The 23,592-nt window shown below is 30.1% G+C and carries 16 protein-coding genes; 4 read left to right on the top strand and 12 right to left on the bottom strand.

Features of this window, described 5'->3' with window-relative positions:
* Positions 1 to 81: 81 nt before the first annotated feature.
* From BLT70_RS06060 to BLT70_RS06040, 5 genes are all read right to left on the bottom strand, one after another.
* On the bottom strand, positions 82 to 1,089 hold the full coding sequence (locus tag BLT70_RS06060) for an AI-2E family transporter (protein ID WP_091892630.1): 1,008 nt from the start codon (positions 1,087 to 1,089) through the stop codon (positions 82 to 84).
* 312 nt (positions 1,090 to 1,401) lie between these two features.
* The gene (locus BLT70_RS06055) at positions 1,402 to 1,770 is read right to left on the bottom strand and encodes a cupin domain-containing protein (protein ID WP_091892628.1); all 369 of its coding nucleotides are present in this window, start codon (positions 1,768 to 1,770) and stop codon (positions 1,402 to 1,404) included.
* A 2-nt stretch (positions 1,771 to 1,772) separates the two neighbouring features.
* Positions 1,773 to 2,165: a hypothetical protein gene (locus tag BLT70_RS06050; protein WP_091892626.1), complete on the bottom strand. Its 393-nt coding sequence runs from the start codon at positions 2,163 to 2,165 to the stop codon at positions 1,773 to 1,775.
* A 9-nt stretch (positions 2,166 to 2,174) separates the two neighbouring features.
* Positions 2,175 to 2,738: a hypothetical protein gene (locus BLT70_RS06045; protein ID WP_091892624.1), complete on the bottom strand. Its 564-nt coding sequence runs from the start codon at positions 2,736 to 2,738 to the stop codon at positions 2,175 to 2,177.
* 45 nt (positions 2,739 to 2,783) lie between these two features.
* Positions 2,784 to 4,322, bottom strand: coding sequence for a helicase HerA-like domain-containing protein (locus BLT70_RS06040; RefSeq protein ID WP_091892622.1), 1,539 nt, complete (start codon positions 4,320 to 4,322; stop codon positions 2,784 to 2,786).
* 142 nt (positions 4,323 to 4,464) lie between these two features.
* Here BLT70_RS06040 and BLT70_RS06035 point away from each other — a divergent pair, with 142 nt between their 5' ends.
* Genes BLT70_RS06035 through BLT70_RS06020 form a run of 4 tightly spaced genes read left to right on the top strand, consistent with a single transcriptional unit; the run spans position 4,465 to position 10,402 of the window.
* Positions 4,465 to 7,668: a hypothetical protein gene (locus BLT70_RS06035; protein ID WP_091892620.1), complete on the top strand. Its 3,204-nt coding sequence runs from the start codon at positions 4,465 to 4,467 to the stop codon at positions 7,666 to 7,668.
* Positions 7,669 to 7,678: 10 nt separating this feature from the next.
* Complete coding sequence (locus BLT70_RS06030; RefSeq protein WP_091892618.1) at positions 7,679 to 8,353, top strand: DUF2490 domain-containing protein; 675 nt, start codon at positions 7,679 to 7,681, stop codon at positions 8,351 to 8,353.
* Between the two features lies 1 nt (position 8,354).
* Positions 8,355 to 9,662 carry a DUF819 domain-containing protein gene (locus BLT70_RS06025; protein ID WP_091892616.1) on the top strand — a complete coding sequence of 436 codons (1,308 nt, stop codon included), beginning with the start codon at positions 8,355 to 8,357 and terminating at the stop codon, positions 9,660 to 9,662.
* A 38-nt stretch (positions 9,663 to 9,700) separates the two neighbouring features.
* A complete protein-coding gene (locus tag BLT70_RS06020; protein WP_091892614.1) occupies positions 9,701 to 10,402 on the top strand; it encodes a DUF4369 domain-containing protein in 702 nt (233 codons plus the stop codon).
* An 84-nt stretch (positions 10,403 to 10,486) separates the two neighbouring features.
* Here the strand turns inward: BLT70_RS06020 and BLT70_RS06015 are convergent, their stop codons facing one another.
* From BLT70_RS06015 to BLT70_RS05985, 7 genes are all read right to left on the bottom strand, one after another.
* Positions 10,487 to 12,793: a T9SS type A sorting domain-containing protein gene (locus BLT70_RS06015; RefSeq protein ID WP_091892612.1), complete on the bottom strand. Its 2,307-nt coding sequence runs from the start codon at positions 12,791 to 12,793 to the stop codon at positions 10,487 to 10,489.
* 323 nt (positions 12,794 to 13,116) lie between these two features.
* Entirely contained in the window at positions 13,117 to 14,031 is a 915-nt protein-coding gene (locus tag BLT70_RS06010) for a glycosyl hydrolase family 17 protein (protein ID WP_091892611.1), read from the bottom strand.
* Positions 14,031 to 15,461, bottom strand: coding sequence for an MFS transporter (locus BLT70_RS06005; RefSeq protein WP_172824393.1), 1,431 nt, complete (start codon positions 15,459 to 15,461; stop codon positions 14,031 to 14,033). Before BLT70_RS06005 ends, BLT70_RS06010 begins: the two co-directional genes overlap by 1 nt.
* Before the next feature lie 15 nt (positions 15,462 to 15,476).
* Positions 15,477 to 16,931 (bottom strand): glycoside hydrolase family 30 beta sandwich domain-containing protein, encoded by a 1,455-nt coding sequence (locus BLT70_RS06000; RefSeq protein WP_091892609.1) that lies wholly within the window; start codon positions 16,929 to 16,931, stop codon positions 15,477 to 15,479.
* 48 nt (positions 16,932 to 16,979) lie between these two features.
* The gene (locus BLT70_RS05995) at positions 16,980 to 18,266 is read right to left on the bottom strand and encodes a glycosyl hydrolase family 17 protein (protein WP_091897460.1); all 1,287 of its coding nucleotides are present in this window, start codon (positions 18,264 to 18,266) and stop codon (positions 16,980 to 16,982) included.
* A gap of 7 nt (positions 18,267 to 18,273) precedes the next feature.
* Positions 18,274 to 20,076, bottom strand: coding sequence for a glycoside hydrolase family 3 N-terminal domain-containing protein (locus tag BLT70_RS05990; RefSeq protein ID WP_091892607.1), 1,803 nt, complete (start codon positions 20,074 to 20,076; stop codon positions 18,274 to 18,276).
* 5 nt (positions 20,077 to 20,081) lie between these two features.
* The gene (locus tag BLT70_RS05985) at positions 20,082 to 23,537 is read right to left on the bottom strand and encodes a hypothetical protein (protein ID WP_091892605.1); all 3,456 of its coding nucleotides are present in this window, start codon (positions 23,535 to 23,537) and stop codon (positions 20,082 to 20,084) included.
* Positions 23,538 to 23,592: the final 55 nt, after the last annotated feature.

Below are 23,592 nucleotides of genomic sequence, written 5' to 3'. Positions count from 1 at the left end.
TGTTTATGACAACAATAAAACATCCGAAGATTTATAAATTATTAGAATTGATATTTTAAATAAAAAATTAAAATTACTAATTTACACTCCAAATTCTTTTTTATAAATACGCATTATTATCAGAAATAAACTTATTAATAAAGGTCCAAAAATTAAGCCAATAAACCCAAAAAGAGGTACGCCAACAATAACACCAATTAGCGTTATTAAAGGATGAACGTTGTCTAGTTTTCTAAGCACAAAAAGTCTAATAATATTATCTGTAGAACCCACAACTAGTAAACCATAAATAAGAATTCCCCAAGCGGTAAATTCATTTCCAGAAGAAATAGTTAAAACAAAAACAGGAATTATACCAATTAAAGTACCTACAAAAGGAATCATAGAACCAATAGTTACTATTATAAACCAGAAAAAAGGATCTTTAATATCAAAAATTAGAAGACCAATTAAGGCAATAAGTCCTTGTGCAATTGCAACTAAAGGAATTCCTACAGCATTAGAACGAACCATAGCAACTGCTTCTTTTCCAATAATTTTTAAGTTTTTATCATCAATAGGAATATATTCTAACAAAGAATCTTTTAATTTATTTCTGTTAGTTAACATGTAATAAAGCATAAAATACATTAAACCTAAAGCTATAAATGTATTAAAAGTGCTTCCTGCAAAATTATCTAAATTACTTGCTAACCATTTAGAAATTTCTGAAACATTAATATTAGAACTTAAATCATAACCATATTTATTCTCAAAAGTAACTGCAAAGTTTTTAATAGCCTCTTCAACTTTTTCAGAATTATTTACAACTTGACCAATTTTATTGCCAAGCATAAATATAATTCCAGAAACAGGTAACAAAATACATATAAAAGACAAAAACATTAACATACCAGCAGCTAAATCTGGATGCCATTTTTTTCTTACTAAAAATGCCATCCATTTTCTTAACAAAACATACATTGTTATTGCCCCAAAAACACCCAATAAATAAGGTATCATCTCTAAAAAAATTAAAATTGCAAATAATAAAATTATTAATAAAACAAAAACTTGTCTTATTTTTTTAGAGGGAATTGTATCTGACATTTGTGAATATTTTTTTCTGTAATTTATAAAATATTTTATTCTAAAAATTATAAATAATCATTTATCTTAAAATAAGAAATAACTTGAACAAAATAATTTTTCATATTGGAGAAACCGTCTTTTAGAATTCTTGAATTTCAAAGTATATATTTGGATTTTATTTTCTGTAAGAATTCTCTTTAAAAATACGATATGAAATTTTGTTTTCTTTGTATGAAACTCTAATTAGAGAAATATAAAAAAGCATAAGAAGATAGCATATTATTTCATAAAATGCTTATTTGATTTAATAATATACTAAAAAAACAGTTTTTATTCGTCTTCTCTATTTACCAAATCAATAGAAAATGCTGGCAAACAAACAGCTAAATATTCACATTCATCATCAAAAGGATTTGAGTATTGAACTCTTATATTTTTCTCTATTTTGATAGATTGACCAGCTTCTAAAACAACAATTTCGTCGTCGATAATAAATTGTTTTTTCCCTTTAATAATATACGTATATTCATCAAAAGCTGGCGTTTGAAAAGGCTCTTTCCATTTTGGCGGTGCAATCATATGAGCAATACTTATTTGCGAATTTTTATCTGTAGCATTACCAAAATGTTCTTCTATTAATTTGCAATCTGTTGTTGGTACAACAAATGGCTTATTTTGAATTGTATATTTTTTATCCATAATTAATAATAAATCATGTTATAAATGCTTTCTACATCTACTTCTACTTTTGTAAAAGTAGAAAAATCTTTTTCTAATGCATAATAATTGTCAGCTGTTTCTATACTTAAGTTTTCTAGATATATTTTAGACAAATTAGCCAATTTTACATTCGATTTATTTTTTGCTCCAATTGCTAATCTTAAGGTATTTATATGCGTTTTATCTTTTAAAAGACAGCCTATAATACCAATGTTTTCTGCTTCTACAGCTACACATTCTAAAAGTATTTCTCTTTCTTTTTTATCAATTTTAATATCATTATCTAAATAATATTGAAAAATTATTCTTCTTTCAAACTCAGAATTTGGTCTAAGAATTGTTTCCTTTTGATGTAAAATTGAGAATTCTTTCAAGTTTTCGATTTAATTAAACCAAACGATAAATGATTTTATTTTTGCTAAATCTGGTATTTGCTCTAAAGATATTTTTTTAGTAATAAAATCTTTAATTCCTAATTCTTCTTTATCAATAGTTATTGTTGCATTTAATTCGTCTAAAAACAACGTAACAGATTGTAAAGTAGACTCTGGTCTTAAAATATTATTTGCATTTATTTCAGAAAAATTAGAGCTTAAACTAATACCGTTTTCGGTTTTAAAACGAGTATCATGAATTTCTATACTTTTTATGGTTGATGTTGAATCTAATTGTTCTTTAGGCGTAATTGTAAGTAAAAGATTACCTCCTTTTTCAAAAATTAAATATTCGTCATCATCTTGAAAATAGTCATCACCTAATGCACCTTCACTTAAATTTTTAACAATAGAATCATTTTTAAAGATGGTTTCTAAATCGTTAATTGTAGTTAGTGTAGAGATTTTACCCACTTTTCCTTTTTCAATTTTAAAATCATCGCCTTTATTACAGCTTATAATTAATAATAAAAATACAATTGCTATTAGTGGTAAAAAATTCTTTTTATTCATGTTTGGTGGTTTTATATTTTCTTTAACGTTAAAATTTTAATTTTGTTATTTAATCACTTTTTTTAAAATTCCAAAAACGGCTCTAATAAAAGTGGCACTTGTTAATACTTTTACAATTGGGTTTATTCTTGTACTTTTTCTTGTGTAACTTCTAGAGGAAGATTTTTGATTTCTTTTTCTTTCTTTCTCATCAGCTTCTGCCTTAATTGCTTTTTCTTCTGCTAAATTAATCTTTTCTATTTTACTATTCAGCATTTCATAAGCACTTTCTCTATCTAATTCTTGATTGTATTTGTGTATCAGTTTAGAATTATTAATAACAGTAGTCAACTCACTATCTGTTAAAACATCCATTCTACTCATTGGCGCTCGTAACATGGTTCTTGCTAAAGGAGTTGGAATTCCTTTTTCGTTTAAAACGGATACAAATGCTTCTCCAATTCCTAATTGCGTTAACACTTCTTTCGTGTCATAAAATTCTGATGAAGGATAATTTTCTGCTGCTAACTTAATTGCTTTTCTATCTTTTGCAGTAAATGCCCTTAATGCATGTTGTATTTTTAAACCCAATTGTGCTAACACATCTTCTGGAACATCATTAGGGTTTTGAGTTACAAAATACAAACCAATTCCTTTAGAACGAATTAGTTTTACAATACTTTCTATCTGATTTAATAAGGCTTTAGATGCTTCTTCAAAAACCAAATGTGCTTCGTCAATAAATATTACTAATTCTGGTCTGCCACTATCTCCTTGTTCTGGAAAAGTTTCATAAACTTCTGCCAATAATTGCATCATAAAAGTAGAAAACAACTTTGGTTTATCTTGAATATCTGTTAAACGTAACACAGAAATAATTCCTCTTCCATTTTCATCAATTCTAGTTAAATCTTCAACATCAAAAGATTTTTCTCCAAAAAACAAATCTCCTCCTTGTTGTTCTATTTCTATAATTTTACGCAAAATAGCTCCTGTACTTGAAGAAGAAATACGGCCATATTCTTTTTTAATTTCTTCTTTACCTTCATCCGTAATAAATTGCAACACTTTTTTAAAGTCTTTAATATCTAATAAAGGCAATTTATTATCATCGCAATATTTAAAAATAATAGCAACAATTCCTTGTTGTACTTCTGATAAATCTAAAATTCTTGATAATAAAACTGGACCAAATTCTGATACAGTTGCACGCATTCTTGTTCCGTTTTGTTCTGATATTGACAGTACTTCAATTGGAAATTTTTTAGCTTCAAAAGGAAAACCAATTTTTGCATGACGTTCGTCTATCTTTGGATGACCAGGACTTGGTTGTGCTAAACCAGATAAATCTCCTTTTATATCCATCAATAAAACAGGAATTCCTTTGTCTGATAATGTTTCTGCTAAAACTTGTAGTGTTTTTGTTTTTCCTGTTCCAGTTGCGCCAGCAATTAAACCATGTCTATTTAGTGTTTTTAAAGGTATTTTTACAATTGCGTTTGTAACTGTTTCTTCTCCTAACATTGCTGCTCCAAGTTCTATATAATCGCCTTTGGTTGCATAACCATCGTTTATAAACTCAAAGAATTCTTCTTGCTGACTCATTTTATTAAATTTCGATAAAAATAATCAAAGTTTAAGAGTTTGAAAATAAAAAGTGAATTTAGTTTCTTTTTAAAACACACAGTTTTTAAAGAACGTTTTCTATTTTGTATATTGTTCACTTTTATCAGAAAATCAAATACAAATGAAAAAATTACTTACAATCTTTTTTTTAAGTGCTACTTCTCTACTCTTTTCTCAAGAGTTTTCTATGGATTTAGTTAAAAATATGAAACCAAGAAATATTGGTCCTGGAGGAATGTCTGGTCGTGTAACAGCTATTGATGTTGTACATTCTAACCCCGAAATTATGTACGTTGGTACAGCTTCTGGCGGAATCTGGAAATCTACATCCGGAGGAATAAAATGGGAGCCAATTTTCGAAAAAGAACTTACGGCATCAATTGGTGCAGTTGCTATTCAGCAATCGAATCCAAGTGTAATTTGGGCAGGAACTGGTGAAGGAAACCCTAGAAATAGTTTAAATGGTGGTTTCGGAATTTACAAATCTTTAGATGCCGGAAAAACTTGGAAATCTATGGGTTTAGAAAAAACCAGACATATTCATAGAGTTGTTATTGATCCTACAAATCCTAATATTGTGTACGTTGGCGCAATTGGTTCGCCTTGGGGAGAACACCAAGAACGTGGCGTTTACAAAACGATTGATGGAGGAAAAACATGGAAACAAATTTTATTTACAAATGCAAAAGCTGGAGCTGCAGATTTAATTATGGATCCAAAAAATCCGAATAAATTAATAGCTACCATGTGGGAACACAAACGTGATCCTTGGTTTTTTAAATCAGGTGGAACAGGAAGTGGTTTGTATATTACGCATGATGGAGGAGAAAATTGGAAACAAATTACAGAAAAAGAAGGTTTTCCAAAAGGTGAATTAGGCAGAATTGGTGTTGCTATTGCACCTAATAATACAGATGTAATTTATGCATTGGTGGAAGCCAAAAAAAATGCTTTGTATAAAAGTGAAGATGGCGGATTTAAATGGAAAAAAATAAACGATAAATCGGATATTGGAAATCGTCCTTTTTATTATTCAGAAATTTATGTAGATCCTCAAAATGAAAATAGAGTGTATTCTGTTTTTACTTACATTAATGTATCCGAAGATGGAGGAAAAAACTTTAAACAATTAATGCCTGCTTATGGTGTTGATAATGGTGTGCATCCAGATCATCATGCTTGGTGGATTCATCCAAAGAATGGTAAATTTATGATTGATGGAAATGATGGTGGTTTAAATATTACAAAAGATGGCGGAAAATCTTGGCGTTTTATTGGTAACATTCCCGTTGCACAATTTTATCATATTAATGTAGATAATGAGTTTCCATATAATGTTTATGGCGGAATGCAAGATAATGGTTCTTGGCGAGGTCCTGCGTATGTTTGGAAAGTGCAAGGAATCAGAAATTCTTACTGGCAAGAAATTAGTTTTGGTGATGGATTTGATGTTGTTCCAGATAAAGACGATTCTAGATATGGTTGGTCTATGAGTCAACAAGGTTCTGTTTCTAGATATGATTATATTACTGGTAATAATTATGGAGTACAACCTACACATCCTGATGCTAATATACAGTTACGTTTTAACTGGAACGCAGCTATTAACATAGATCCTTTTGATAATGCTACATTGTATTTTGGAAGTCAGTTTGTACATAAATCAACAGATAAAGGCTTAACTTGGTCTGTTATTTCTCCGGATTTATCAACCAATAATCCAGAAAAATTAAAACAAAGCGAAAGTGGTGGTTTAACTTTAGATGCAACAGGAGCAGAAAATCACTGTACAATTTTAGTAATAGAACCATCCGTTTTAGAAAAAGATATGCTTTGGGCTGCTACGGATGATGGTCAAGTTCACATCACAAAAAATGGTGGAGAAACTTGGACAAACGTTGCAAAAAACATCAAAGGTTTACCAGAAAATAGTTGGATTACACAAATAAAAGCATCCAACAAAAACAAAGGAGAAGCTCTTTTAATTGCAAATGATTACAGACGATTTAATTATACACCTTACGCATATAGAACCAAAAATTACGGTAAAACTTGGGAACGTATTGTGGATGAAAATGACGTACAAAGTTATGCTTTGTGTATTATTGAAGATCCTGAAAACGAAAATTTACTTTTTTTAGGAACTGATGATGGTTTGTATATTTCTATAAATGCTGGCGAAAAATGGACAAAATGGACAGAAGGTTTCCCAACTGTTCCTGTTAAAGATTTAGTAATTCATCCAAGAGAAAATGATTTAGTTATTGGTACTTTCGGGAGAGCTGCTTGGATTTTAGATGATATTCGTCCGTTAAGAGCTATTGCAAATGGAAATGTGATTTCTAAAAATCTAGCACTATTTGTTCCGCCAACTGCGCATCAAGTTGCAATACAACAACCTACAGGAAGTAGATTTGGTGCTGATGCATTGTATCAAGGAGAAAATAGAAAAGGAGGCGCAATAATTTCTTATTATATTAATATTCCTCAAATTGAGAAAAAAGAAGAAAAAAGCGCTGATGAAAATGATAAAAATTCAGCTGACAAATCTGATAAGACAGAAAATAGTATCAAAAATGATTCTATAAAACTAGAAGTTTTTGATGGACAAAGATTGATAAGAACCTTAAAATTTAAAACGCCTAAAGAAAACGGTGTTCATAAAACAACTTGGTATTTTAGAGAAAAAGGTGTTAATAGGGCTTCTAGAAGTATTAGAGAATCTAAAAATGAACCTAGAGGTGTTGCTGTAAAACCAGGTACATATCATTTAAAAATGACTTTAGGTAATAACATTTCTGAACAAGATATAAACGTAAAATTTGACCCTCGTTTACAAATTTCTGAGGAAGCTATCAATCAAAAATATGAAGCTAGCAAAGAACTTGAATCTTATCAAGAAAAAATTGCAGCCATTGTAAAACAATTGGTAGAAAGTAAAAATACTACAGAAACTATAAAATCTCAACTTTCTAAAGAAGACAAGAAAAAATATGAATTAGAAATAAAATCATCTACAGAGATTATTAAAAAAATTAATAATTTAATTGATATTTATTTAGGTAAAATTGATAAAAGACAAGGTATTACTAGAAATAAAGAAGTTACTATAAATCAACGTTTAAGAACTGCAAGTCGATATGTAAGTTCGCGTTTTGGTAAACAAACAGCTACAGAAACTCAATTGGTACATCAGTTTAAAGAAGCATTTACAAAAGCTGTTAAAGAAACAAATTCATTTTTTAATTCTGATTGGTTAACGTACAAATCATCCGTAGAAAAAATTCAAATTTCATTATTTAAAGAAATAAAAACCTTCAAATAAATACTAAAGAATGAGAAAAATATGTGTTCTTTTGTGCGTAAGTCTTTTTTGCTATAAAATACAAGCTCAAAATTCTGCAGAAAATAAATTAGGAACTTGGTATATGTATAATGGTTCTCATAAACTATCTAAAAATATAAAACTAAAAACAAGTGCACATTTTAGGTACTATGAACTTGCATCAGAATATCAACAAGAAATTTATAGAACGGGGCTTAACTATAATCTTACTAAAAAAGTAAATATTACAGGTGGAGTTGTCTACTCAATTACAGATACTTCTTATAAAAGTAATTTACCAGACTTATACGAATACCGCTTTTATCAAGATGTAAATTTAAAAGATAATTGGAATAAAATTCAAGTTAATCATAGAGTTAGATTGGCACAAAGATTTAAAAGAAAAAATTTTGAAGACGAAGTTAAGCATAGAATAAGATATGGATTGTTTTTAAAATATCCATTGTCTCAAAAATGGGAAACGTATGCTTTTAGTGAAATATTTATAAAATTTGCTGCAAAAGCATTTAGTCAAAATAGAACTGGAGCAGGATTTATAAGAGGAATCAATGAAAACCTTAAATTAAAATTAGGTTACTTTTACACAAAATTTTCTAACAGCAGTCTCCATAGATTGCAATTAGGAATTATTTTAAACACAAATCATATTAAAAATAATTTATAAAATGAGTGAACCAATATTTACAAATGATGCCATTGTTTTTGGTGTTTTAATGATTTCTTTAGGTTTTGTTTTTTACACAGAAAATTTAAAAACAGGGTTTTGGCCTAAATTTTACAAAATTGTACCCGGTTTATTTATGGCCTATTTTATTCCTGCTATTTTTACAACTTTTAGAATCATATCCCCAGAATGGGAAACTAAAAATATAGCTGGAGAAGTTGTAAAAAACAGCTCTCAATTATATTATGTTGCTAGTCGTTTTTTATTGCCTGCAGCTTTGGTTTTAATGACATTAAGTATAGATTTAAAAGCTATTTTTAACCTTGGTTCTAAAGCTTTAATTATGTTTTTTACAGGAACTGTTGGTATTATAATTGGTGGCCCAATTGCAATTTTATTGATTTCAATTTTTTCTCCAGAAACTGTTGGAGGATCTGATTTTGATGCAGTTTGGCGTGGACTTTCTACACTTGCAGGAAGTTGGATTGGTGGTGGAGCAAACCAAACAGCTATGTTAGAAATTTACAAATACAACCCTGCAAAATATGGAGGAATGGTAATTGTTGATATTGTTGTTGCTAATATTTGGATGGCAATTTTATTAATAGGAATTGGAAAAAAAGAAAAAATAAATAAATGGTTAAAAGCAGACAATTCTGCCATTGAAGAATTGAAAGAAAAAGTAATTAAATTCACTAAAAAAGTGAAAAGAAATCCTACTCTAACAGATTTAATGGTAATGCTTGCAATTGCTTTCGGAACCGTTGGTTTTGGTCATTTTGCAGCTGGTTATTTAGGTTCATTTTTCTCTGATATTGTTGCTTCTATGTCATCACAAACTTGGCGAAATATCTTCTCTTTTTTAGATTCAGAATTTTTCTGGTTAATTAGTATTTCTACAATTGTTGCCATTGTTTTATCATTTACAAAAGCAAGAAACTATGAAGGCGCGGGCGCAAGTAAATTAGGTAGCGTTTTTATTTACATTTTAGTTGCCACAATTGGTATGAAAATGGATTTAAATCAGGCTTTTGAAAATCCAGGTTTAATGGTTATTGGTTTAGTTTGGATGACAATTCATGCCGTTTTATTAATACTAGTTGCTAAAATTATAAGAGCTCCTTATTTCTTTTTAGCTGTAGGAAGCCAAGCAAATGTTGGTGGTGCAGCTTCTGCCCCAATTGTTGCACAAGCTTTTCATCCATCATTAGCAACTGTTGGTGTTTTATTAGCCGTTTTTGGGTATGCAATTGGTACAGTTGGTGCAATTGCTTGTACTATTTTAATGGAATTATCATCAACTTTATAAAAAAATCAGCATATTTGCACTCCAAAATTTTAATCAAAATGAAAAAAATTACAGCTATTTTAGCTTTATCAATTATACTTTTTGCATGTTCTTCTAAAAAAGAAGGAAACATGATTGTTCAAGGACAAATTAAAGGTCTTAAAAAAGGGACTTTATACTTACAAAAAATGGCAGATACTTTGATAGTTTCTGTAGATTCTATTGCATTAAATGGTTCTGATAAATTTATATTGACAGATAATGTAGAGTCACCTGTTATGTATTATTTAACTTTTGATGGAAATACAACAGATAAAAGAATTTTATTTTTTGGAGAACAGGGTGTCATCACAATTAATGATAAGGTAGAAAAATTTGGTTTTAATCCTAAAATTACGGGTTCTAAAAATCAAAAAGTTTTAGATAAATATCATCTTGTTAGCAAAAGGTTTCAAAATGAACGTTTAGAATTTATTAAAAAAGATTTTTATGCTAAAAAAGCAGATGATAAAGAATTAATAAAAAAATTAGAAGAAGACTATAATAAGTTAGTAAGAAGAAGAGTTTTATACACCACTAATTTTGCTATAACAAATGCAGATTTTGAAGCCGCTCCTTACATTGCATTAACAGAAATGTATGATGCTAGTTTAAAAATGTTAGATACGGTAAATGCAAGTTTAACTCCAAAAGTTAAAAGCTCTGAATATGGTAAACGTTTTCAAGAATACTTAGATAACATTAAGTCTGATAAAGAATAAATTAACACTATTTTTTAAAAATAAAAAAGCCGAGCAAATTGCTCGGCTTTTTTGTTACTAATTATTTTAGATATAAAAATCTAATTATTCTTTAATAAATTTTGCCGTTCCCACAGCATTAGAAACCTGATATTTAATCAAATATATACCAGAAGCTAAATTAGAAACATCTATAGATTCACTATTTTTATTGATATCTAAACTCTTTACTTTTTTACCAAGTACATTATAAATTTGAGCATTTTTAATAGTATTTACTGCAGAAATATTTAATGTATTAGTTGTAGGATTTGGATACATTTTAATATTTAATAAATCATTATCTACAACACTTGCAGTTGCAGAATTAAATAAAGTAACATCATCAATATAAAAAGTAAAGTTCGCACTTCCATCTCCTTCTGTTCCGTTATCAAAAATTATAACAAATTTATCATAAGTATTAGCTTTATTAATTGCTGCATAATCAAAAGTTAAAGTTTCCCATTCATTAGCAATAGTTGTTGCAACTTCTTTTTCGAAAAATGTTGCACCATTTCCAGAGTCTTCTACTTTTAATAATACTTTTGCTCCTACTCTTGGAGAAAATACTTTCATGGTAAAAGTATCATTATTTGCAAAATCCATTGGAGAACTCAAATTAAGAGAACTTCCTCCCCAAACTTGACCAGCACTTTTTACCATTTTACCAACATTTGCAGAACTATTATTTGCATTGTTATGAGGGTTTGTTACGGTAGTTACAACTCCTCCATCAAAATCGCCCCAAATCGTTGTGCTTTCAAAATCTAAAGGTAAAGCTACTGTAGGAACTACAACCCCCGAACTAGTTAGAGCAATATCATCTATATAAAAAGTAAAGTTTGCAGAACCATCTCCTTCTGTACCATTATCAAAAATTAAAACAAACTTATCGTAAATATTCGTTTTACTAATTGCTGCATAATCAAAAGTTAATGTTTCCCATGCATTTGCCATTGTGGTAGGTACTTCTTTTTCAAAAAATGTTCCTGAGTTTCCAGAGTTTTCTACTTTTAACAAAACTTTTGCACCAACTCTTGGTGAATAAACTTTCATTGTAAAGATATCATTGTTTGCAAAATCCATACCTGAACTTAATACAAGTGAACTTCCTCCCCATGTTTGACCAGCACTTTTAACCATTTTACCAACATTTGCAGAACTATTATTTGCATTATTATGAGGGTTAGTTACGGTAGTTACAACTCCTCCATCAAAATCTGCCCAAGTAGTTGCACTTTCAAAATCTAATGGTAAAGCTACTGAAGGAACTACAACTCCAGAACTTGATAACGCAATATCATCTATATAAAAAGTAAAGTTAGCAGAACCATCTCCTTCTGTTCCGTTATCAAAAATTAAAACTAACTTATCGTAAATATTAGTTTTACTAATTGCTGCATAATCGAAAGTTAAAGTTTCCCAAGAATTTGCTACTGTAGTAACAACTTCTTTTTCGAAAAAAGTATTAGCGTCTGATGAGTTTTCTACTTTTAATAAAACTTTAGCTCCAACTCTTGGTGAATATACTTTCATTGTAAAAGTATCATTATTAGCAAAATCCATTCCTGAAGCTAAAGCAATTGAACTTCCTCCCCAAGTTTTATCAGCATTTTTTATCATTTTACCAACATTTGCAGAATTATTATCGGCATTATTATGAGGGTTTTCAACTGTTGTAACTTCACCTCCATCAAAATCTACCCAAGTAGTTGCATTTTCAAAATCTAGTGGTAAAGTTGCTGTACCTGCAACAGGAACTGCTGGCGCATCTGTTAACTTTTCTGCATTAAATTTAATATTGTCTATATAAATTGTACTTCCTTCTGCTCTATCTGCTTTATCTTGAGTCCAATCTACAAAAATTACTATTTGACTAATATCAGATAAAAGACCGTCTTCAATAGCAGAAAGATCCCAAGTTAAAGTTTGCCATTGATCTACAACATTATTATTTACGTTTTGATCTGTAATTTGAAATGAAGTACCAGCACTATTAGTTCCCATTTTTATACCTACAGTACCTACATAGTTTTTGTTTACGTCTATACTTAATGTCAAATTGCTAGCTAAAGATTTATCTATTTTCCATGTACCAAACTTAGAAGTTTCCCAAGCATTATTAACACCCGCATAAAAAGCATTTCCAGGACCAACAACGACTTTCATTACTTTAGAAGCTGTTGCATTTACACCATCTAAATCTGGATTATCTATAATTTCAGCTGGAGCAGGATTATTATCAAAAGTAAACCAATTGGCTGCTATTCCAGATGGAGTTCCTTCTTCAAAATCTAAATGATATTGTTGTTGTTGTGCAAAACCAATTGATGTAATCAGAAAAGCGATTAGTAAAGTAATTTTTTTCATTTTATTATTGTTTTAAGTTAATATTCTTCAAACTTACACTTCTAATATTACGAATACAATAATATTGCCACTACAAAAAACATACATTGATAATTATAGTCATAAAATATTATGAATTACATACTACAACTAGGTTTTGAGCTATTTAAATTTTAGTCAAAAAAAAACATCTAATAACTAATTTTTACATTTGTATGGGTAATGTATAGGTGTTTTATTTAACTGTATTTAAATAACTTACATTTTAAACTTATTAAAACAAAAAAAATCAGAATAAATATATATTCTGATTTTTTATTATTTTATCAAGTAAAAATTACATATTAAAACTTTAAGTTACCATATTTGTCCCATAATCCCCAATAAGCACCAACATCTCCTTCATCACCAACTTTCCAAGATTCATCAAAAGAAGAAAAATAAAACATTTCTATATTATCTACTTCTGCCCAAACTTGAGAGTTTATAAAATATTTCATTGCATTCTCGGCATTAGAATGTGCACCTTCTAAACTACTTCCTTTACTTGGCCAACCAGTTTCGGTAATAATAATTCGTTTTCCTTTTGCTGTTTTTTTAGCTTGTTCATACATTTCTTGCATATGATTTAAAGAATACTCTATGTTACAACCTTCCCAAAAAGGATAACAGTTTGATAAAATAACATCGCAAGCTGCAGTAATTGCTGGTCGTTTAGAAAATTCATAATATGCATCTACATAACCAACTTCTATATTTGAAATTTCTTCTTTAACTCTATTTATATAAACTAACAACTCTTCTTCTGTTAATTCTTTACGGTATAAAACTTCATTACCAACTGCAGCAATATCTACAAAGCCTTTTTTTGCAAGTTGAATTAATCCTTCTATTTCTTCTTCGTTTTTTTCTAAATCATCACTTAACCAAGCACCAACTAGAGTTTTAATCCCATGTTTTTTTGCTATTTTAGCAATATGTTCATGACCTTCTGTACAAGAAAAAGAACGAATCCATTTGGTATAGGGTTTTAAGATATTAATTCTTCTTTCTATTTGTTCTTCGGATATAAAGTCACCTGGTTTTTGACTATCTGCATATATACTAAAACAAATTCCATGCATACCAGAATCTAGTGTTTCTCGCCAAAGTTTTACTATATCTTCTTTAGAATACTGGCTAAATTCTACGCCAATATTCTTGGAAAAATTAACTTTAACCTTCTCAAATGAAATATGGTTTTCTTTTCTATATGACATTAATTGTTTTTTAGTTCTTTTCTTTTTTCTAATTCTAACCTAATTTCATTAGCACGTTTTTCATCAATATCATAATCCCACATGATATACATAGCTAAAACAGTACCTAAAACTGGAAAAAAACAAAAGAAGGTATGTAAACCATTTACGGCAGATTGTTGGTTTATAGTTGGTAAATCTGGATTAAAACCTACAACAGCAATAATAGCTCCACTTAATGCACCTGCAATTGCAAAGCCAACTTTTACCATCCACCAATAAATAGCGCCAAATATACCTTCTCTTCTTTTTCCTGTATTTAACTCATCAATATCAATGACATCTGCTGTCATAGACATCATAATTGTAAACAAACTACCAATACCAAAAGAAAAGAAAGGCAAAGCAATAATATACATCCAAGGTTTACCTGGTACAAATAAAAACCAAAGCATTATATAACCTATTATTGATATTCCTTGGGCTATTAAAAAGGCTTTTTTCTTTCCCCAGATTTTAGACATTTTTGTGATAATCGGAATTACCAAAAACGTTGTTCCTAAAGCACCTAAACAACCAAAAAGAGAAACCCAAATTCCGCTTTCTGCAGCATCACCATTAAATAATTTGTAAACAATAACAAAAAAAGTTAAGGCAGCAACTGTGTTAAAAGCGTTGTAAATTAAAAATGTTGCTCCACATAATTTTCTAAATACTTTTATTTTAAAAGCTTCTTTAAAACTATCGTAAATTTTCACTAAACTATTACCAATATTTGAAGAATTTAAAGGCTCGTAATTCTCATTAAGTGTTGATTTACTTTTAATAAATAAAGCAGGAACAATAGCACAAATTGCACACGGAATTGCCACCCAAATTGATAATTCCCTAACTGCTACTTCTGCTGATGGAAACCAATCAGGATCATACATAATAACCCAAAACCAAGGTGCAATTACCCAAGCCCATTGACCAATCCACTGAGCAATTGCCATTATACTTGTACGTTCGTGAAAATCATCGCTCATTTCGTAACCCATTGCTACATAAGGCACACTAAAAAATGTGAGTCCTAAATAAAAAACAATTGACCAAATGAAAAAATACCAAAAATTGAATTGCAGAGAATTTTCTTTAAACAATTGCCACATAAAAATATAAGCAATTCCCATAATAATTCCGCCAATTAAAACATATTGTCTTCTTCTACCCCATTTCGATTTTGTATTATCAGAAATAAACCCCATTATTGGATCTGTGATTGAATCGAAAATTCTTGGAAAAAAATAAATTAAAGACCACATCCAACCAGGGAAACCTAAATCTTGTACCAAAACAACCATAAAAATACCCAAAATAGCAGGAAACATTTGGTTTGCAAACATTCCTATGCCAAAAGCAATTTTTTGCCCCATTGCCACTTTCCCTTTTATTAATATTTTATCTGACATCGTTTTATGTTGGATTTAGTTTTTAACAACAATCGTTTGAATTGCTTGACCTTGAATAGCTATTTTGATGTTCTTTTCACCTAAAGAAAGCTTAATACTTTTTGGAGTTTCTTTTTCATTAAAAACAACTACAGCTATCGTTCCATCAAGATTTTCTGCAGCTGTAATCAGTAAATCTTTATCTGTATTTTCTAGTTCTATAACTTTAGCTTCAGGTCTAATAAATTTGCTAAAATGTGCCAATGTATAATACAAAGGCGTAAAATACACCTCATCTGTTTGCGGATCTACAATAACTGGAGCAATACACCAATTCTTAAACCAATTTGGTCCACCTTTGGTGTCTAAAACCATATTCCAATCTACCCAACCATCAACATAATTATTTAAACAACCAATAATATCTCTTGCATATCTATTAACAGGAGCGTATTTAGGATGTAGATATTTGTCTTTTTCAGGAGCCCAATCCCAACCCCAATCTGTTGCTTCTTTTTGCCAATACCAAGCATCATCTTGCCAAACAGGAACCTGAGAATCTACACAAGCTTCTGTTTGAATTAAATATTTATTTGGCGCTTTTTGGTGTGCGTATTGCAACTCTTCAGGAAAAATTTCATACGTACTTGCATACCAATGAATGGCTGTACCATCAAAATATTTAGAAGTTGCTTCGTTTTTGTATTGAGAATCTATCCATTCTTTTAAATGCTCTCTATTTTGATCGTATCCTAAAATTTTTACTTGATGACCATCTGCTTCTAATTTTGGTCCTAAATGATTTTGTACAAAATTGGTCATTTCATCAGGTGAATAATGCATACTTTCCCAATTATTACCATTTCCTAAAGGTTCATTTTCTACAGTAAAACCCCAAATATCTATACCTTCTGCTTTGTAAGCATCTACATATTTAGAGAAAAACAATGCCCAAGTATCATAATAATTTGGCAGTAATTTACCACCTACCCATTTGTTATTATCTTTCATCCAAGGGACTGCTGTCCAAGGAGAAGCAAAAATTTTAAATCCGTCTGTTGATGCTTTCAAGGCATCTTTTATCATCGGAATTAAATCGTCTTTGTCTTCTTTTACTGAAAAATGTTCAAGATTAACATCATCAGCCACAGGCGAATACGAGTATTGAGAAATTGAAAAATCGCAAGAATTCATATGTGTTCTTGTCAATGAATAATTTGCACCTTCAGTTGAAAAATAAGCCTGAATTATCGTGTCTCTTTTTTCTTTGCTTAAACGATTTAACAAATACGCTGAAGATTCTGTAAAAGCACCCCCAAAACCAGTAATTGTTTGTCTTTTTTTAGTTGGTAATAGCTTCACTTTTATGGTTTCTTTCTGATTTTCATCCGAAGAAAAACCCTCTAATTTGGTTAAATTATTTCCGCTTGCAGAAGTTTCGTAAACCTCTACATTTAATTTATCTTGATTATTTTGACAGCTTAAAATCATAAATGATAGTAGTGTATATAAAAAATAGGTTGTCTTTTTCATAATTCTTTATCTTTGATATTCTGTATTTGGAACTAAAACCGTTTTCATTAATTCTTCTTTATTTCCATTAAATGTTTTGGTAATTGGGTTACCTCCTCTTTTTAAATCTTTAAAAATTCCTTGATCTACCAAACTCCAAATTGGGTATTTAGCTTCGCCCTTTAAAGTGAATAAACCAAAATGATTTTCTGATCCTAAAGGATTTTGTGCATCTTTCCATTGCTCATCAAAAGCTTCAAAATAAAAGCAAGAAATCCCTGCTTTGTTGGTCCAGTTTCTTAAATGCTTGTAATACAAACCTTGCTTGTATTCGTCTGTTGCTCTAGAACCATTAACTCCATAATGACCACTAGAAACTGTTGCCCAACCCGTTTCGCCAATATGAATTGTTTTGGTTGCGTCTATACTTTTTACATAATCTGAAACATTTTTGTATTGCATTTTTGCAAATTCTAAAGCACGTAACATAGCATTATCAATTTTTTCTTTTTCTGATAAATGCTGTTCATTATCTGGAACTTTCCAAAAATTAGGATTGTAATGTGAATTATGATATGCATACGTGTGCATAGAAACATAATCTACAGCCTTAATTAAATTTTCTAAATCTGCTACTCTATAACTTGAATCTCCACCACCCCAAGAAGCAAAATCATCTGAACTTGTAATCCATAAATCTTTATCTAATTTACCTTGCTTTTTTAGATTTTGTAAATAGTTTACATATTTTAAAATAACACTTGGTTGCACATAATAACTAGTTGCCCAATTAACCATAGCTTCATTACCAACAGCAATTATTTTTACGATATCTGGATATTTATTCGTCAAAGCAACTGCTCTTTCAATTTCTCCTTCATTTTGTTCACTCTCTACTTCGTGATTAGGTTCTTTGTCTGTCCAAGCGTTTAAACAATCTATCCAAGCTCCTAACATTACGTACATTTCGAAACTGGAATCTTCTTGTTTTAATTGATGAATGGCTTCTAAAACATTAGCTGCGTGAGGCAATTCTGGCTGTACATTATAGGTTCTTATAATGCGAATCCCCATAGCAAACATCAATTTTAAATCTTCTTTTAACTGCGCAATTGTTGGTTGATTTTCTCTTGATTTCTGTCTATAACCTCCATAAGAAATTGCCAAATAATCTGGATTACCTAAAATTTGAGCTGCTGTCATATTAGTTTTAATTTCTTGCTTATCTGCTGTTTTATTTTCTTTTTTAGAATTGCATCCAAAGAACAAAACCAGCATTAAGATTGATATTTTTATGTTTATAAATGATTTCATAGGCATTTTAATAGTTTAATCCAAAACCAAAAGGGAATAATGTTTCTATAGAATTATCCCAAAAATTAGGACCATATTCACCTTTATAATCTTCTTCGGATTTTGGCCAAGAATGAGGAAGTTTTCCTAAAAAATTATAATCGCCAAAAAGTACTTCTGCAATTCCATCTCCTTCAGAACCTGGCAACCAAGCCGCTACAAAAGCATCTACTTTTTTAATTTGATTTGTAACTACTAATGGTCTACCAGAAACTAAAACCACGATTGTTTTAACTCCATTTTCTTGATAGTTTTTAATATATTTTTGATGTTCTTCTGATAAGGTTAATCTTAACTGATTAGACTCGTGACCTATATCACCAAAAAACTCAGCATAAGGTGTTTCACCCACAACAATAATTGCTACATCTACATCTAAATGATTTTTTGTTGCTGTTGAATCGTATAAGACTTCTCCTTTAGAAAGCTTTTTAATTCCGTCTAAGATGGTTGTTGCTCCTTTATAATTTTCTTTGGTTCCTTGCCAATTTATCGTCCAACCTCCAGATTGTAAACCCCCAGAATTTGCGTGCTCGCCAACCACAACAATCTTCTTTGTTTCTTTTGATAAAGGCAATATTTTCTCTTTATTTTTTAATAAAACCAACGATTCTCTTACTGCTTGTTTTGCAACTTTTCTATGTTCTTTTACACCAACTTTATTTGCTAAAGTTGTATCCGGAAAAGGATTTTTAAACAAACCCAATCTAAATTTTTGACGTAAAATTCTTCTAACAGCATCATCTATTCTAACTATTGAAACAGCTTTATTTTCTATACCTTCTTTTAATCCTTTTTGATAACCAATAACATTACCATCTACAGCCATAACCATATCTACACCTGCATTTATAATATCATTTTTACCAAATCTTGAATATCCTTGCCAATCAGAAACAACAATTCCTTTAAAGTTCATTCCTACTTTTAAAGTGTCTGTAATTAGTGCTTTGTGAGCGTGCATAGAAATACCAGAAATTGTATTAAAAGAAGCCATAATTGCACCTACATTTTCTTGAACTGCAACTTTATATGGTGGCAACAAATAGGTTTCTATTTCTTTTACTGATAAAGAAGTATTACCTCCTTCTCTACCAAAATCTGTAGCTCCATCACCAATAAAATGTTTGGCTGTTGCCAATACTGTTTTGGAATTCTCTAAATTACCTTGAAGCCCATTTACAGCAGCTTTTGTAAGCTTTTCAGTTAGTGATGTGCTTTCTGAAAAAGCTTCATAAACTCTTCCCCATTTTTCATTAAAAGGAATGGCTACACAGGGCGAAAACACCCAGTTAAAACCAGTAGCTTGACTCTCTATAGCTGTAATTCTCGCTATTTCTTCTACTAATTTTTCATTTCTTGTGGCTCCTAAACCAATATTATGAGGAAAAATAGTAGCTCCATCAAAAGTATTTTGTCCGTGCACAGCATCAACTGCAAATAACAAAGGAATGCCTAATCTCGTTGATAAAGCTTTCTTTTGAAGCTCATAAAATCTATTTTGCCATTCTAAAGCAGTTTTACCCGGATTTGGCCCTTGAGTATGAATTATTGAGCCAATAAAATTGGAAGTTATGAGCGAATCTGCTGCTTGATCAAAATGCCTTATTTGCGACATCTGTCCGATTTTCTCCTCTAAAGTCATTAACTTTAGAAGAGAATCTACTTTTTGCTCAATAACATCTTCTTTACTGATTTTTATTTCTTTTGTACAAGAAAATCCTATCAATAAAAAAGAACAAATTAGATATATAAAATAGCTGATCTTCATCAAATTTATTTAACTATCGATACTTTTATATGGTTAATTTCATTAGATCTATCAAACATTTTTGTACTTGTTTCTTTGTCTAATTCAAGACCATCAAAAACAACTTTTTTATCATCATTAAAAATAACATCGATTGTATTTTTATCTGATAAATTATAGATAATTGGCACTTGACAATAAGTAAAAGCCAGTTGATTTTTAGCAATATCTAAAGCTGCTTTTTCGCTATTTACATTGATGTAGGTAAACGCTTTAGCATCATTTAAAAACTCAGAAACCTTCAATAATCTCGGATTAAACACAACTTTTCCTTCTTTTACAAAGACACCCAATTCACCAAATCTACTTAGTAAATCTTCTTTTACTTGACCTGTCATTCCTGGTTGTTGAGCGCCTTTATTTGCTGGCGTATGCGAATAAGCATCTGTTGGAAAAGCACCATACAATTCTGGTGATTTGTGTACACCAATACCTGCACTTATTTCATAATAATGGTCTAATAATCTACCAATTACCTTTTCACTTTCGCCAAGTTTTACAGCCAATAAACAATTTTCTTGTACAGCAACTAAAAGCTTAGAAACCATATGCCAATAAATAGAGCCCAAACCTTCGTAACCAAAGAAAGTTCCTGAACGACCTGTAAACGATTTATGATCGAAAATATCTTCGAAAATTGATAATACTGTATTTTCATCCTCAGAAATTAAAGAAGAATATTCTTCTGATAAATTTGCTAAAGCAGCTTTTACACTGTTTGCATTGTTGAAATTTCCGTTAAAATGACAGTTTCCTAAAACGTCTTTTTCAATAATTTCTATATTATTATCCGCAATTAATTGTTGTAATAATTTTGAACTTTCAACTTGATTTGCACTAATATTATTCTTCTGTGTAAATCTTGGTAAATCTTTATTTGGGTATAAAATATAACTGTATTGATCTGGTCTAAACAAAGCAGATGCTTTTAAACCATCTAATAAATCTAAGGCCTCTTTTGGCGATAAATAACCAGAACTTAAAGCTGCAACTTGCCCTTCTAACATTTCTGATAAATACGAAATTGAAACCTCTTCATCATTTTCGATAGTCATTAAATTGTAAGCATGGTACATATTATCTGAACGTTTGTTTGCTCTAATACTATGCTCTAAATAACTTTTGGTAATTTCTAAAAAGTGTGCTAATGCACTTTTTGAAATTGTGGTTTTGTTTGATGAAAATCCGTTTTTATAAATCGTAGTTCTATACTCGCTTGCAGGATTTCCTAATCCATCTAAAACCGTTTTTCTTTCTTTGTCTGTAACTTTTCTAGATAAAATAGCTTCATTATTTTCTAAAGTTTCTACAATTTCTGCAAATAAAGTAGCCAATTCATCAGAAATTTGTACTTCGCTTACATCCGCATTTGCGACAATTCCTTCAAAGAAATTAATAAATCTTCTTAGATAATTTAAGGTAACCATAGACACTCCATTACCTACTAAAGCGTTGTTGGCGTCATTCCATTCTGGTCTTTGCGTGTTTAACCAAATACCACCTTCTGGAATAAAGTTTGATACTTTAGCCAAAACTGTAACCAAAAGTTTTTCTATTAAATTAACCTTATGAACCTTGTTGTTTTTATTTGAAATTAAAGCACCATCAGCACCAATTTCTGCTCTTTTTTCATCAATTTTTGCATTTAATTGATGATCAAAATCAATAGTATCTTTTGGATTTTTTAAAATATCTGCATACGGTTTTATAATGTAAGGCACATTTGCGTACACAAAAATGTCATCATTAAACAATTCTGCTAGTTTAGAAGGATAATGTTTTTCTATAAACTCTAAGAATTTTAGCAAGTAAATTATCTGATGATCTCCCCAATAACCAATGTAAGACCAAGGATCGTGTTCTTCTATTACTTCCCAATCAAAACCACCTTTTGTAACTCTGTAAGGATTGTAACCCTCAAAAGTAGTGGCGTTTAAAAACTTGTGAATCATACTCTCAATAAATTGAGGATATGAATGTGCAAGAGTTTCCCAGTTTTGGAAAATGTCTCTCCAGTTCCCTTCGTAATCTAAAATTTTAGAACCGTCAATTTCACTTTTTGTATTGATAGAAAACTTGTTCCAAGGTCTACTTGGATCTCCATGTCTTCTACTAAATTTTAATGGTAAATACTCTAAACACAATCGTTTAAAATCCTTATCAGCATCGTTCTCTGCCAAATTTTTAATAAAAGTTAGCGTAAATTTTTCTGGTAAATTTGCTAAAGACTCTTTTTTAGCCGCAAATAATGGCTTGTTTGCTTTTGATAAATAGGTTGTGAAATCGTCTTTTTCTATGGTATAATTATCATCAAAAATACCACCTCTCATAATATTGAAAAGTGTATTAGAAAAATGTCTTGTATTGATTAATGGATCATTAGAAAGCTGTAAACCATCAGAAGCAGCAACTAAATTAATTAAGTTTTTTGTACCTGCTTCAATATTGTTTTGTAATAGTTCCTCTAAATTATCATTGGTTTTTATCAACTCAGAAATGCGAGTAACATCTGCAACTGTTTGATTTACGTTCGCAACTTGTAGCCATTTTTTTTCTGAATTACTAGGTAAATGAATATCAGCATTTATAAGATATGCGCCTTTTTCTGCTTTCATATCCACTTCTTGTTGAAGTTGTAAACCTCTTCTAAAATTATTCACTTGTAAAGAGGATAATAAATAAGTTGGATTTTCTAAACCTAAAGACCACACTAAATTGGCTTTTAAGGCTTCACTTGGTTCTGCTTTATCAACAATAATAGCACTTAAAGCATAAATACCTAATCCAACTTCTGCTTCTAATTCGCACTTTTTATAGGCATCAACCAAATTACTTCGAATACCTTGTATGTCTGAACCTACACCATAAGGAATGATGTCTTGAAATCCGTCTAAAATAGAAATATCCAGGTTTTCATCAGTATTATTGATTAAACTTGCTTTTCTTACAAATCCAAATTGGTCAGAAGAGTTCCATTGATATTTAAACGTTAGGTTTAAATCGTGATTAATTTCTTCGAAAATTACTTTATTACCATATTCGTTTTTGTAAACATTTCTGGTGATGTGATACAAACCAGCTTGTCTTTCAGAAAAAGGTTCCCATAAAACAGTTTTATTATTTTTAGCAATTTTAAAAATTGTTTTACAACCTGTAGTTTCTGCAAGTTCTGTAATTTTATCGTCTGTGTAATATGGAAAAATTGCGTATTCTGCATTTTTTCTTCCGGCTGTTAAACCTCCATTACTAGAAATAAACATCCAGTGATTTGAGTCTGAAACAATCGTCATAAAAAAAGGACGCATTGTATGACTATTCGATATTTTATAGTAAGATTCGTTTTCTAAAGTTACCAACTCTCCTGTTATAGCTGTATTAGGATTCGAGTTTACATTGTCTTTGTAAGAAACAGTTTTGCTCATTTTTTTCTTTATTATATTGATTTTTTCTGTTGATAATTTTTAGGCTATCGATATT

Origin of the sequence: Polaribacter sp. KT25b (assembly GCF_900105145.1) — a bacterium.
GTDB lineage: Bacteria > Bacteroidota > Bacteroidia > Flavobacteriales > Flavobacteriaceae > Polaribacter.
The sequence above is the reverse complement of the archived record's forward strand: the minus strand, read 5'-3'. Positions and strand labels throughout refer to the sequence as shown.